The 13,130-nt window shown below is 70.7% G+C and carries 11 protein-coding genes; 2 read left to right on the top strand and 9 right to left on the bottom strand.

The annotated features are described in order from the left end of the window. Positions 1-205 precede the first annotated feature (205 nt). Positions 206-1,366 carry a PQQ-dependent sugar dehydrogenase gene (locus tag AC31A1_RS12920; protein ID WP_489653426.1) on the top strand — a complete coding sequence of 387 codons (1,161 nt, stop codon included), beginning with the start codon at positions 206-208 and terminating at the stop codon, positions 1,364-1,366. Positions 1,367-1,535: 169 nt separating this feature from the next. On the opposite strand, the gene AC31A1_RS12915 is transcribed toward AC31A1_RS12920, so the two are convergent. The 8 genes from AC31A1_RS12915 to AC31A1_RS12880 form a co-directional block, all read right to left on the bottom strand. Further along, entirely contained in the window at positions 1,536-2,432 is an 897-nt protein-coding gene (locus AC31A1_RS12915) for an IS982 family transposase (RefSeq protein ID WP_489653423.1), read from the bottom strand. A 57-nt stretch (positions 2,433-2,489) separates the two neighbouring features. Then, positions 2,490-3,023 (bottom strand): DUF6191 domain-containing protein, encoded by a 534-nt coding sequence (locus AC31A1_RS12910; protein ID WP_489653425.1) that lies wholly within the window; start codon positions 3,021-3,023, stop codon positions 2,490-2,492. 46 nt (positions 3,024-3,069) lie between these two features. Beyond that, positions 3,070-6,141 (bottom strand): helix-turn-helix transcriptional regulator, encoded by a 3,072-nt coding sequence (locus tag AC31A1_RS12905; RefSeq protein ID WP_489653424.1) that lies wholly within the window; start codon positions 6,139-6,141, stop codon positions 3,070-3,072. A 113-nt stretch (positions 6,142-6,254) separates the two neighbouring features. Beyond that, positions 6,255-6,506, bottom strand: coding sequence for a hypothetical protein (locus AC31A1_RS12900; RefSeq protein ID WP_489653422.1), 252 nt, complete (start codon positions 6,504-6,506; stop codon positions 6,255-6,257). A gap of 143 nt (positions 6,507-6,649) precedes the next feature. Further along, entirely contained in the window at positions 6,650-7,258 is a 609-nt protein-coding gene (locus AC31A1_RS12895) for a hypothetical protein (RefSeq protein ID WP_489653421.1), read from the bottom strand. Between the two features lie 35 nt (positions 7,259-7,293). Beyond that, the gene (locus AC31A1_RS12890; RefSeq protein ID WP_489653420.1) at positions 7,294-7,869 is read right to left on the bottom strand and encodes a GNAT family N-acetyltransferase; all 576 of its coding nucleotides are present in this window, start codon (positions 7,867-7,869) and stop codon (positions 7,294-7,296) included. Next, entirely contained in the window at positions 7,847-10,117 is a 2,271-nt protein-coding gene (locus tag AC31A1_RS12885) for an MMPL family transporter (protein ID WP_489653419.1), read from the bottom strand. The genes AC31A1_RS12890 and AC31A1_RS12885 overlap by 23 nt, the downstream gene beginning before the upstream one ends. A gap of 217 nt (positions 10,118-10,334) precedes the next feature. Next, entirely contained in the window at positions 10,335-10,628 is a 294-nt protein-coding gene (locus AC31A1_RS12880; RefSeq protein WP_489653418.1) for a hypothetical protein, read from the bottom strand. A gap of 117 nt (positions 10,629-10,745) precedes the next feature. Between AC31A1_RS12880 and AC31A1_RS12875 the strand changes: the two genes are divergently transcribed. Continuing rightward, complete coding sequence (locus tag AC31A1_RS12875) at positions 10,746-11,534, top strand: SAM-dependent methyltransferase (protein ID WP_489653417.1); 789 nt, start codon at positions 10,746-10,748, stop codon at positions 11,532-11,534. A 71-nt stretch (positions 11,535-11,605) separates the two neighbouring features. Here the strand turns inward: AC31A1_RS12875 and gatB are convergent, their stop codons facing one another. Further along, positions 11,606-13,120, bottom strand: coding sequence for an Asp-tRNA(Asn)/Glu-tRNA(Gln) amidotransferase subunit GatB (gene gatB / locus AC31A1_RS12870; protein ID WP_489653416.1), 1,515 nt, complete (start codon positions 13,118-13,120; stop codon positions 11,606-11,608). Between the last annotated feature and the right edge of the window lie 10 nt (positions 13,121-13,130).

Below are 13,130 nucleotides of genomic sequence, written 5' to 3'. Positions count from 1 at the left end.
GGACTGAGGGGACAGGGGCTTCTCCGGCTTCGGGACTGACAGCCGTACCGGTTCCGGAACCTGGGACCGACCGGCGCCCCCGCTCTCCGGGCCCGACGGCTCGATCGTGCGTCGGTGCGCGGTGATCGGGAACCCGGGCGGCGCGAGCGGTGTATGAAAAGTAGAACCCGCCCGTCGAAAGGACCTGATCGTGCAACGTCGAGTCGTGTCGGCCGCCCTGGCCGTGTCCGCGCTCCTGCTGACGGCCGGCTGTTCCTCCGACGGGGGTGGGTCCCCGGGCGACGGCACGAGTGCGTCCTCCGGTACGTCGTCCGGTGGTACGGCTACGGGCGCCTCGCCCTCCCAGCAGGCCGCCGAGCAGACCCCGCCCGCCAAGGGCTCCGTGAAGGTGTTGCGCACCGTCACCGAGGGCCTGAAGACGCCCTGGGGCCTCGCCCCCCTGCCCGACGGGAACCTGCTCGTGTCCTCGCGCGACGACGGCACGATCACCCGGATCGACGAGAAGACCGGCAAGAAGACCGAGTTGGGCAAGGTGTCCGGCGTCTCCGCGGCCGGCGAGGGCGGTCTCCTCGGCATCGCGCTCTCCCCGGACTACGCCTCGGACCACATGATCTACGCGTACTTCACCTCGGCCTCGGACAACCGCATCGTCCGCGTCCTGTACGACGAGAAGAAGCCGGCCGGTGAACAGCTGGGCGCGCCCGACACCATCTTCAAGGGCATCCCCAAGGGCTACATCCACAACGGCGGGCGCATCGCCTTCGGCCCGGACGGCATGCTGTACGCGGGCACGGGCGAGAGCGGTCAGCGGGGTCTGGCGCAGGACAAGAAGTCCCTCGGCGGCAAGATCCTTCGGCTGACCCCGGAGGGCGACCCGGCGCCGGGCAACCCGTTCCCGAACTCGCCGGTGTACACGTACGGCCACCGCAATGTGCAGGGCCTCGCCTGGGACTCCAAACAGCGCCTGTTCGCCTCGGAGTTCGGCCAGGACACCTGGGACGAGCTGAACGCGATCACACCGGGCGACGACTACGGCTGGCCGAACGCGGAAGGCAAGGGCGACAACCCCAAGTACCACAACCCGATCACCCAGTGGCACACGGACGACGCCTCCCCCAGCGGCATCGCCTATGCCGAGGGCTCCATATGGATGGCGGGCCTCAAGGGCCAGCGCCTGTGGCGCATCCCCCTGAACGGCACGAAGACGTCCGCCGCCCCGCAGGCCTTCCTCACCGGCGAGTACGGCCGCCTGCGCACGGTCGTCTCGGCCGGCGACGACAAGCTGTGGCTCATCACCAGCAACACGGACGGCCGGGGCACACCCAAGCCAGGCGACGACCGGATTCTGGAGATCCGGGTGACGTAGGTCCAGGTGACACAGACCCGGGCGAGGCAGATCCGGACGCGGGAGCGGACCGGGGCGACACGGGCCCCAGCGGCTCGGCCCCAGACGATGGAGCGGCCTCGGGGTCGGGAGCGATCTCCGGGTCGGACTCAGGGGCGGGAGAGACCTAGACGAGTAGTTCCGATGTGGCTCAGTGGTCGTATGCGATCAGTGACCTGGTGATGGGTGCGCCGATGGTGCGGTTGTGCCAGATCGCGCATGTCATCGCCAGGATCCGCTGGGCCACTCGGACGCCGACGCCTTCGATGGTGCGGCCGCCGTGCTGTTCGAGGTCGAGTTGGCCCTTGAGGGTGTCGTTCACCGACTCGATCAGCTGCCTCACCGTCTTGAGCAGGCTTTCTCCTTGCCGTGGGGTGCCGCGGTTGCGGTAGGAGGGCCGCAGCAGGCTGATGCCCCGGGCCGTGAGGAAGCGGTCGAGTTCGGCCGCGATGTAGCCCTTGTCCGCCAGGATCAGCAGGTCGGCCCGGTCAGCGGAGAGCCCGGGTTCGTTGTCGATCAGGGCGGCCAGCACCTGCCGTTCGTCGATCTTGGGATCTGCCAGGGCCCAGGTGACGGGCAGGCCGGCCGGGGTGCACACCACATGCAGCTTCAGGCCCCAGTAGAAACGGGAATGGGAGTGGCAGTAGCCGTAGTTCGCCCAGCCGGCCAGGTCGGAGCGCTTGACGGTCTCGCGGGAGCGAGCGCACTCCACGGGGGTGGAGTCCACGATCCATACCGGGTCCAGCCACAGATCGGTGTCTGCGGCAAGGGATCGGATGGCTCGTTTGACCAGGCCCAGCGCGGCCCGCAGGCGCTTGTTGTAGGCGGGCCGCTGGGGCAGATAGGGGAACAGTCCGTGCAGGTGGGCGTGGGCAAAGCGCAGCCAGCGGGCCTCGCAGTGAAAGCCCGGCACCGCTTGGGCCACGGCAAGGGTGACCAGCTCCGCGTCGGTCAGCCGGGGCGGGCGGCCACGCCACCGCGGGGTCTTCAGATGGTCATCGACGTGCACGTACAGTGCGGTCAAGAGGGTGTTCAACTCGGTCGTCACAACCCGATGTTGGACACCCTCCCTGCGTCCGTGAACCCCGCAATCGGAACTACTCGTCTAGGACTCCGACTCCGGAGCGGGCTCGGACTCCGGAGCAGGCTCGGACTCCGGAGCGGGCTCGGACTCCGGGCCGGGATCGGGAGCGGACTCCCGGTCGAGATCGAGAGCGGAAGCGGGCTCCGGGTTGGAAGCGGCCTCGGGCTCGGACTCCGGAGCGGCCCCGGAAGCAGACTCGGGTTCGGGCTCTGGGGTGGCGTCAGGACGGGGCTGGGAGTCGGGCCCGGTACTAGAACCGGCCTCGGTGCGGGAATCGGCTTCGGCAGCGGGAAGGGGGCCGGAATCGGACCCGGCGCTGGAACCGGCTTCAGAACCGGGATCGGTTTCGGAACCGGCATCAGCGCCCGAATCGGATGCGGCACCGGACTCGGCTTCCGCCCCAGATTCGCGCAACCGCACCACAACCCTGCCCGACTCCAGGTCTATCGGCCCCCGCCCGGGGTCTCCGTCCGCGACGTCGACCCTGGTCAGCTCAAGCCGGTTGGCCTCGTCCTGGGTGTGCTTGCGGCCCGGTGAGAACAACTCCTCGAACATGTTGAACACGGCGCCTCCCCTGTGCCGGTCCCCTACAGCGTACGACTCATCGTGCGGAGCGCACGGTGAGCGGGTCGGGCGGGAACAGTTCAAGGCGGTGGGCGACGGCGGCCGCCTCTCCCCGGCCCGAGACGCCGAGCTTGCCGAGGATGTTCGAGACGTGGACGCTCGCGGTCTTCGGGGAGATGAAGAGTTCCTCGGCGATCTGCCGGTTGGTGCGGCCGACGGAGACCAGCCGCAGGACGTCCAGCTCGCGGCTGGTGAGGCCGAGCGCCTCGACGGGGTCGGCCGGGTCGGCGGGGGCCACTCTCCCCGCCGGAACCTTCGTGAGCGTCAGCCGGGCCCGCTGGGCGAGCAACGCGACGGCGTCGGCGAGCGGGCGGGCGCCGAGGTGGTCGGCGACGGCGGCGGACAGGCGGAGCAGTTCCGTGGCGCGGTCCCGCTCGTCGTCACCCCCGTCGGGATCGGACAGCAGCGCTTCGGCGAGGCGGTGCCGGACGCGGGCGAGGTCGTAGGGGCGGTCGAGGCATTCGAAGGCCGCGACCGCCTCGGACCAGTCGTCCGGGGTGGAGCGGCCCTCGGCGTGCAGGAGTTCGGCGCGGAGCCAGCGTTCGTGGGCCTGCCAGACGGGGACGTTGGTGGGGACCGGCTTGGCGGCCTCCCGGATGCGTTCGAGGATCTTGGCGCGGCCGGGGTCGGCGACGGGCAGGCCGACGGCCTGGGTCTCGGCGACGGCCGCGGTGACCAGCAGGGGCCAGACCTCGAAGTGCGTGCCGGGGAGGAAACCGGAGTCCAGGACGAGTTCGAGGGTGGCGCGGGCGTCGAGGAGGCGGCCTTCGGCGGTGGCGATCTGGAGTTCGATCCGCTCCAGGGGCAGATGGTGCTGGGGGGCGACGTCATGGGTGCCGAAGTGCTCGCGGGCGGCGGCCAGTTGGCGGCGGGCCTCGGACAGGTCGCCGCGGGCGAGCGCGAGTTCGGCGCGGAGACGGGCGTGGAAGCCGCGGGGTTTGGCGCTCTGGTCCACACGCTGCGAGTTGATCGCGGCCTCGGCGGCCTCGTCCCAACGCCCCAGGGTGAACAGGGATTCGGCGAGGTTTCCCCAGATCCACGCCTCCTTGTCGAACTGGCCGAATTTCTTGGCGAAGGCGAGTCCCGTCTCCAGGATGGGCACGGCCTCGCGGGAGCGGCCGACCGTTTCGAGGAACGAGGGAAGGTTCACATAGCTGCGGCCGGCCACGGTGGAGATGCCCTCGGCGACCGTCCGTTCGTTCACCTCGGCCAGGTCGGCGAGGCCCGCCTCGACGTCGCCGGACACGACCATGAGGCCGGCCAGGGTGAGGCGCGCGTCCAGCTCGATCTCGCGGGCGCCCACCATGCGCGCGTACTCGACCGCCCGCTCGGCGGCCACGTAGGCGTCCGGTCCCGGCACGTGCACCGTGGACCAGCCGGCGACCTTGGCCAGTACCTCCGCGTGCACCTCGGAGGGCGGCAGGCCGCGGACCAGCTCCTGGGCGGCGGCGAGTTCCGGCCAGCCGTCGCCCCGGGACAGGGACCGGACCAGGACGGAGCGCTGCACCCAGAACCAGGCGGCGCGCAGCGGGTCGCCCTCGTCCTCCAGGAGGTGCAGGGCCCGCTTGGTGATCTTCAGGGCGCGCTCGCGCTCCCCGCTCAGCCGCCCGGCGACGGCGGCCTCCGCCATCAGGTCGAGGTAGCGCAGGGGTGTGGTCTCCGGGTCGCAGCCGCAGGGAGGGTACACCTCGGTGTAGTCGACGGGGCGCAGTCCGGCGCGTACGGCGTCGGGGACGGTGTCCCACAGCTCCATCGCCCGCTCCAGGAGCCGGAGTTGCTCGGAGTGGGCGTGCCGGCCCCGGGCCGCTACGGAGGCGTCCAGGACGGCGGGGAGGGCCTTGGCGGCGTCATGGGCGTGGTACCAGTAGCTCGCCAGCCGCATGACGCGCTGGTCGGCCGGGACGAGCGTCGGGTCGGCCTCCAGGACCTCGGCGTAGCGGCGGTTGATGCGGGAGCGTTCGCCGGGCAGCAGGTCGTCGCCGACGGCCTCGCGGACCAGGGAGTGGCGGAAGCGGTAGCCGTCGTCGCCGGGGGCCGCCTGGAGGATGTTGGCGCCGACGGCGGCCCGCAGCGCCTCGATGAGGTCGTCCTCGGCGAGCCGGGCGACGGCGGCGAGCAGCCGGTACTCGACGGTGGAGCCGCCTTCGGCGACGATCCGGGCGACCCGCTGGGCGCTCTCGGGCAGTGACTCGACCCGGACGAGGAGCAGGTCGCGCAGGGAGTCGGTGAGGTTGCTGCGGCAGCCGTCGTGGGCGGCGACGGCGAGTTCCTCGACGAAGAAGGCGTTGCCGTCGGAGCGTTCGAAGATCTCGTCGACCTGGGCGGGGTCCGGTTCGGCGGCGTGGATGCCGGCGATCTGGCGGCCCACCTCCTGCCGGTTGAAGCGGCCCAGTTCGATCCGGCGGACCGTGCGCAGCCGGTCGAGTTCGGCGAGCAGGGGGCGCAGCGGGTGGCGGCGGTGGATGTCGTCGGCGCGGTAGGTGGCGAGGACGACGAGGCGGCCGGTGCGCAGGGTGCGGAACAGGTAGGCGAGGAGGTGGCGGGTGGAGGCGTCGGCCCAGTGCAGGTCCTCCAGGGCGACGACGACCGTGCGCTCGGCGGCGACGCGCTCCAGGAGGCGCGCGGTGAGTTCGAAGAGGCGGGCCATGCCCTCCTCGTCGTGCCGGCCGGCCCGCTGGAAGGTGGCCGTCTCCGCCAACTCGGGGAGCAGCCGGGCGAGTTCCTCCTCCTGGCCGGCGGCCGCGGCGGACAGTTCGTCGGGCAGTTCGCGGCGCAGCGCGCGCAGGGCGGTGGAGAACGGGGCGAAGGGCAGTCCGTCCGCGCCGATCTCGACACAGCCGCCGAGCGCGACGACGGCACCGCGGCGGCAGGCGGCGGTGGCGAACTCCTCGACGAGCCGGGTTTTGCCGACGCCCGCCTCGCCGCCCAGCAGCAACGCCTGCGGCTCGCCCGCGGCGGCGCGGGCGAGCGCATCGTTCAGCGTGTCCAGTTCGTCGGTACGGCCGACGAAGACCGGACTGACGGACCTGGTCTCCACGCCTGCGAGCATGTCACGCGGGTCTGACAACGCGGCACCGGTTTTCGGGAGGGCGGCCGCGGGGAGGAGCGCCCCGCGAACCTGCCGGGCGGGCGCCGTACGGCCGTCCTCCCGGGCCCGGACGGTCACGAGACGCGGGCGAACAGGTGCCTGCGGGGGCGCTGGGTATGCACCTCCCCCTCGGCGGCCCGGCGGGCCTGCTCGCGACGGGCGGCACGGGCCCCGCGCACGGCCTCGCGGGCCAGCCGCTCGTTGGCGGCCTGCCGGCGCAGTTCGGCGGAACGGATCTGGTGGAGTTCGTACTCGTACATCTCAAGTCCCTTGATGGAGGCGGTTTTCGACTTCGCTTTCTGCGATGCCTCAACCTTCGTCTCCAAGGGGGGTCCGCCACATCGGGAGAGTTCCGCATCTTGCGGGGCCGGGCGGACCTCAGACATGCGTAAGGGGTCTTAGGGCCTCCGTAAGGTGCTTACGGAGGCCCTAAGACCCCTGGTTACGTGCGGTGGGCGCGAGCCGGCGGTCAGGTGGCCGACGGCAGGCTGAGCAGGACGTCGGTGTACTTCAGGACGGCCAGGAGCAGTCCTACGACACCGAGCGCGACGCCCGCCCAGGCGACCGACTTGATCCAGGTGGCCTGCGGCTTGCCCGGGGTGCCGAACGCGGGGCGGATGAGAGCCGCGACCCCGACGAGCGCGCCGACCAGGGCGAAGATGCCGGCCCACAGCGCGGTGGTGTGCCAGGCGTCGCCGTAGACCTCCTTGATCTGGGTGGCCACGCTCGCGGTGGAGGCGGTGTGGAGCTGGCCCACGAGGGTCTCGCGGGCGCCGGCGACGGTGCCGATCCAGCCGCCGGAGAGGGAGATGAAGCCCAGCGCGGCGGAGACGACCGCGGCCGCGCCCTGGCCGACGCCGGAGGGGCCCTCCTCGGGGTGCTCCAGCTGGAGCTTCGCGAGCTCGGCCGCGTACTCCTCCTCGGAGAGGTCGTCCTCGTCCTCGGCGGCTTCGGCCTCGGTGTTCGCGCTGTCCTGCTCGGTCACTTCCTCGTCGGTCTTGGTGACATCGACGGTCTCCGCGTCGCTCTTCACCTCGGTGGCCTCGTTCGCGGCCTCGTCAACAGTCTTGGTACCCATGATGCGCACGGTAGGGGTGAAGTCTGAGAAGTTCCTTAAAGATCGCTGTGTTGCGCACGCGCGCGTGCCTCGCGCCACTCGGGGGCGAGCACGGACCACACCTCTATGTCGTGCCTCAGCCCCCCGTGGGGGTGTGACTCGCGCAGGATCGCGTCCCTGGTCATGCCCATGCGGCGGGCAACATTCAGGCTCTTCTCATTGCCTGCGGCCGCGTGCCATTCGACGCGGTGGATGCCGCGCCGCTCGATCGCGAAGTCGATGAGAATCCGTATCGCGCGGGTGATCAGTCCGCGCCCGGCAGCGGCGGGTTCCAGCCAGCAGCCGACCTCGCAGTTGCCCTGGTCGGCGTGGAAGTTCAGGAAGAGGACCCCGCCGACGAGCTTGCCGTCGAGCCAGATGCCGTGCAGGGACGCTTCGTCGGCGGCGCGGAGGTCGGCGTAGCGCTGGAGCATGGCCCGCGTGGAGTCGACGTCCGTCGCCTTGGAGCCGAAGGCGATGAACTGGCCGATGAACTCGCGGCCGCGGTCCAGGTGCGCGAGGAACTCCTCGGCGTGCCACGGCTCCAGGGGACGCAGTTCGGCCCCGTCGTCACCCAGGGATATCGCGTACATCCTGATCCTGCTCCTTCGCCAGGACGTCCGCCACCTCGGCGTCCGTCGCGGCGGCCAGCCTCTCATGGGCGGCGCGGCACTCGGGGGGCTCGATGCTGATGCGGGGCAGGACGCGGTCGAGGCCGCGGGGCAGCCACCAGTTGGCGCCGCCCAGGAGGTGCATGAGGGCCGGCACCAGGAGGGTGCGCAGCACGAAGGCGTCCAGGGCGACGGCGGACGCGAGCGCGATGCCGAACATGGCGATCACACGGTCGCCGCTGAGCACGAAGGCGAGGAAGACCGAGATCATGATGACGGCGGCCGAGTTGATCACCCGGCTGGTCTCGGCGAGGCCGATGCGGACGGCGCGGCGGTTGTCGCCGGTTTCCAGCCATTCCTCGTACATCCGGCTCACCAGGAAGACCTGGTAGTCCATGGAAAGCCCGAAAAGGACCGACACCATGATCACGGGCAGGAAGGGTTCGATGGGCCCTGCCCGGCCGAGGCCCAGGAACTCGCTCCCCCAGCCCCACTGGAAGATCGCGACGACGACCCCGAAGGCGGCGGCCACGGCGGCGACGTTCATCGCGGCGGCCTTGAGCGGGATGCCGATCGACCGGAAGGCGAGCAGGAGCAGGACACAGCCGAGCGAGATGACGACCCCGACGAACAGCGGGAGCTTGCCGACGATCACGTCGGCGAAGTCGTCGTAGCTCGCCGTCACGCCACCGACGTGGATGTCGAGCGAGGTGCCCGTCTCGGCCCGCGGCAGCACCTCGGTGCGCAGCCGGTCGACGAGGTCGCTGGTCCTCTGCGACTGCGGTGCCGAGTCCGGTACGACGCTGAAGTACCCGGTGGAGCCGCCGGCGTCGTAGGTCACCGGGGTCACGGAGGCGACGCCCTCGGTGGTGCGGAGGGTGGCGTCGAGGTTGTCGAGGGTGAGCTTGTCCTCGGCTCCGTCGATCTTGGTTACGAGGGTCAACGGGCCGTTGACTCCGGGGCCGAATCCTCCCCCACTCTTCGAGCGGGAGGTGCCCCCAGCGAGGAGGTCGTAGGCCTGGCGGGTGGTCGACGCCTTGGGGTCGTTGCCCTGGTCGGAGGTGCCCAGGTGGAGGGCGAGGGTGGGTAGCGCGAGGACGGCCATGACGATCAGGGCGAGGGTGCCGAGCAGTTTAGGCCGGCGCTCGACGAACGCGGACCAGCGGGCGGCGAGGCCGGTGGGGAGCTCCGGCTGGGGCCCGTGCTCGGCCAGTCGACGCCGTTCGCGGCGGCTGAGGGCGCGGGGGCCGATGAAGGACAGCAGGGCCGGGAGAAGCGTCACGGAGGCCGCGACGGTGAGCACCACGGTCAACGAGGCGGCGATCGCGACCCCGTTGAGGAAGCCGAGCCGCAGGATCAGCATCCCCAGGAGGGCGATGCACACCGTGGCGCCCGCGAAGACGACCGCGCGCCCGGTGGTGACGACCGCGTTGGTGACCGCCTCGGTGACGGACAGCCCGCGTTTCAGCCCGCGCCGGTGCCGGGTCACGATGAACAGCGCGTAGTCGATGCCGACGCCGAGCCCGATCAGCATGCCGAGCATGGGCGCGAAGTCGGCGACGGTCATGGCGTGCCCGAGCAGCACGATCGCCCCGTACGCGGTGCCGACGCTCACCAGGGCGGTGCCGATGGGCAGCAGCGATGCGGCGAGCGACCCGAACGCGAGGAACAGCACGAGGGCGGCGACGGCGACCCCGACGATCTCGGCGGTGTGCCCGCTCGACGCCTCGGTGAGCGCGATGGCGCTGCCGCCCAACTCGACCTGGAGTCCGTCGGTCCGGGCGGCCTTGGCGGCGCTCACGACCGCCTGTGCCTCGGACTTGTCGATGTCCTCGGCCTGGTGCGCGAAGGTGACGGTCGCGTAGGCGGTCCGTCCGTCGGCGCTGATCCGGCCCGTGCCCTGTCCGTCGTACGGACTGACGACGGAGGCGACTCCGGGCAGGTCGGCGATCCTGTCCAGGGCTCCGGTCATGGTCTGTTCGACGGCGGCCGCGCGGACGGAGCCGGGTGAGGTGCGCCAGACGACGGTGTCGCTGTCGCCGCCGAGATCCGGAAACCCCTCCTTGAGCAACTGAGCCGCACGACCCGACTCGGTGCCGTGGGCCTCGTAGTCGTTCGAGTACGCCGAGCCGGTGACGGCGGCGGCCGCGGTGACCCCGCCGAACGCGACGAGCCACAACAGGACGGCGACAAGGCGGTGCCGAACACACCAGCGGGCAAGGGCTGCCACGAACGCGCTCCCGGGGATGGCGAATTGTGGATCTTTGACCGGGAATCCTGGTTCAAGGGATGAACAGCCCGCAAAGAACGCATGAGCAATACGGAGCCCACTCTTGCAGCAGAAAATGATCGTTCATGACGTTCGTGCGCCGAATCACGGGAGTGGGAGCCAGATCACAGGACAGTAACGGCAACTCTGTAGCCCGGACTGCCGCCTTGACCGCGGCTCAGTCGAACTGGTCCCCCAGCGCCATCACCATCGCCCCGACGACCAGCAGCCAAAGCGCCCGTCTGGTACGGCCCCTGGACCCGAGCACGGACGCGAGCGCGCACACCGCCGCGCCCACCGCATAGGCGGCCGGAACGAGCACCGGCCCGGACCCACTCGCCCGCAACACCGCCGCGGCCACCCCCGCGATGGCCAGCACGGCACCGGTCAGCCCGGCCGTCCACCGGGCCCGCCGCGCGTCCAGCGCCGTGTCCCCGAAGTCCGGTATCTCGGAATCTCCGCGTCCGTCCATGGCGGGCGAGCGTAGCGCCTCCGCCTGAGAAACCTGGTGCGCGGCCAACCGACGTCCTCCACAATCTCGTTGCTTCCTCATAGGAACCTACGCAGAACCGGAGGACACCGTTCACCGATGCCGGACACCGACCTGACCGCCCGCCTGACCCATCCCCGCTATCCACGCAGCAGCGGTTACGACGCCCGCTGGACCATCGAGAACCAGATGGGCCCGCACGCCCTGTGGCTGCTGGAATGGCTGGCCCCGGCGCTCGGCCTGGACACCCTGCGCCCGGGCGCCCGTGTCCTGGACCTGGGCTGCGGGCGCGCCATGACCTCCGTCTTCCTCGCCAAGGAGTACGACCTCCAGGTCACCGCCGCCGACCTGTGGGTGAAGCCCGAGGAGAACGCCGTACGGATCGCCGAGGCGGGCGTCGCCGACCGAGTCCTCCCCCTCCGGGTGGAGGCGCATGATCTCCCCTTCGGGGACGGCACGTTCGACGCGATCGTGTCGGTCGACGCCTACCAGTACTTCGGTACCGCCGACCTCTATCTGCCCACCCTGACCCGGCTGTTGAAGCCGGGTGGCCGGATCGGCGTCGTGATGCCCGCACTGCGGGAGGAACTGACGGGCGACGAGGCGCCGGAGCATCTGAAGCAGTACTGGGAAGGGGACCCGGGCTTCTGGGCGTTCCACTCCCCCGCCTGGTGGCGCAGCCACTGGACCCGCGGCAGGGCCGTGGAGGTCGAGACGGCCGACTGGCTGCCCGACGGATGGCGCGACTGGCTGCTGTGGAGCGAGGTGTGTGCCCAGGAAAGCCCGAGCGAGTTCATGGCGGACATGGCGCGCACGTCGGTGGAGTTGGTGCACGCCGACGTGGACCATCTGATCGGCTTCACACGCGTCGTGGGGCGCCGCCTCTGACGTGACAGCCCTGGGGGGATGCATCGCAACCGATGCATCCCCCCAGGGCTGTTGAATTCCTACGACCGGGCTCAGCCCTCGCTGACGCCCAGCTGCTCCAGGATGAGCTCCTTGACGCGGGCCGCGTCGGCCTGGCCTCGGGTGGCCTTCATGACCGCGCCGACCAGCGCACCGGCCGCCGCCACCTTGCCGCCGCGGATCTTGTCGGCGATGCCCGGGTTGCCGGCGATGGCCTCCTGAACGGCGGTGGTGAGGGCGCCGTCGTCGGAGACGACCTTCAGGCCGCGCTTCTCGACGACCTCGTCCGGGGTGCCCTCGCCGGCGAGGACGCCTTCGATGACCTGGCGGGCCAGCTTGTCGTTCAGGTCTCCGGCGGTCACCAGCGCGGTGACCCGGGCGACCTGCTCCGGCGTGATGGGCAGCTCGTCGAGCGCCTTGCCGGACTCGTTGGCGCTGCGGGCGAGTTCACCCATCCACCACTTGCGCGCGGAGGCCGAGTCCGCACCCGCGTCGATCGTGGCGACGATCGGGTCGATGGCACCGGCGTTGAGGATCGACTGCATGTCGAACGCGGTGATCCCCCACTCCTCGCTCAGCCGGTTGCGGCGGGCCAGCGGCTGCTCGGGCAGCCCGGTGCGGATCTCCTCGACCCACGCGCGCGAGGGGGCCACCGGCACCAGGTCCGGCTCGGGGAAGTACCGGTAGTCCTCCGCCTCCTCCTTCACGCGGCCCGAGGTCGTGGACCCGGTGTCCTCGTGGAAGTGGCGGGTCTCCTGGATGATCGTGCCGCCGGAGTTCAGCACCGCGGCGTGGCGCTGGATCTCGTAGCGGGCGGCACGCTCCACGGAACGCAGCGAGTTGACGTTCTTCGTCTCGCTCCGGGTGCCGAACTTCTCGCGGCCGTGCGGGCGCAGCGACAGGTTCACGTCGCAGCGCATCTGCCCCTGCTCCATGCGGGCTTCCGACACACCGAGCGCCCGGATCAGCTCGCGCAGCTCGGCGACGTACGCCTTCGCGACCTCGGGAGCACGCTCCCCCGCGCCCTCGATCGGCTTGGTGACGATCTCGATGAGCGGGATGCCGGCGCGGTTGTAGTCGAGCAGCGAGTGCGAGGCGCCGTGGATACGGCCCGTCGCGCCGCCGACGTGCAGCGACTTGCCGGTGTCCTCCTCCATGTGGGCGCGCTCGATCTGCACCCGGAAGGTCTCGCCGTCCTCCAGCTGTACGTCGAGGTAGCCGTTGAAGGCGATCGGCTCGTCGTACTGGGAGGTCTGGAAGTTCTTCGGCATGTCCGGATAGAAGTAGTTCTTCCGGGCGAAGCGGCACCACTCGGCGATCTCGCAGTTCAGCGCGAGGCCGATCTTGATCGCGGACTCGACGCCGATCGCGTTGACGACCGGGAGCGCGCCGGGCATGCCGAGGCAGGTCGGGCAGGTCTGCGAGTTGGGCTCGGCGCCCAGTTCGGTCGAACAGCCGCAGAACATCTTGGTCTTGGTGCCGAGTTCGACATGGACCTCAAGGCCCATGACGGGGTCGTACGACGCAAGGGCGTCCTCGTACGACTCCAGGTCGGTCGTGGTGGTCACGGTGAACTTT

Source organism: Streptomyces sp. P5F9, assembly GCF_057961495.1.
This window is presented reverse-complemented; position numbering and strand designations above follow the sequence as displayed.

Bases quoted from the DNA above. Each gene is read 5' to 3' on its own strand.
- AC31A1_RS12905 (WP_489653424.1), bottom strand. From the start codon at position 6,141: ATGCTCGCAGGCGTGGAGACCAGGTCCGTCAGTCCGGTCTTCGTCGGC.
- AC31A1_RS12880 (WP_489653418.1), bottom strand. From the start codon at position 10,628: ATGGACGGACGCGGAGATTCCGAGATACCGGACTTCGGGGACACGGCG.
- AC31A1_RS12890 (WP_489653420.1), bottom strand. From the start codon at position 7,869: ATGTACGCGATATCCCTGGGTGACGACGGGGCCGAACTGCGTCCCCTG.
- AC31A1_RS12895 (WP_489653421.1), bottom strand. From the start codon at position 7,258: ATGGGTACCAAGACTGTTGACGAGGCCGCGAACGAGGCCACCGAGGTG.
- AC31A1_RS12910 (WP_489653425.1), bottom strand. From the start codon at position 3,023: ATGTTCGAGGAGTTGTTCTCACCGGGCCGCAAGCACACCCAGGACGAG.
- AC31A1_RS12875 (WP_489653417.1), top strand. From the start codon at position 10,746: ATGCCGGACACCGACCTGACCGCCCGCCTGACCCATCCCCGCTATCCA.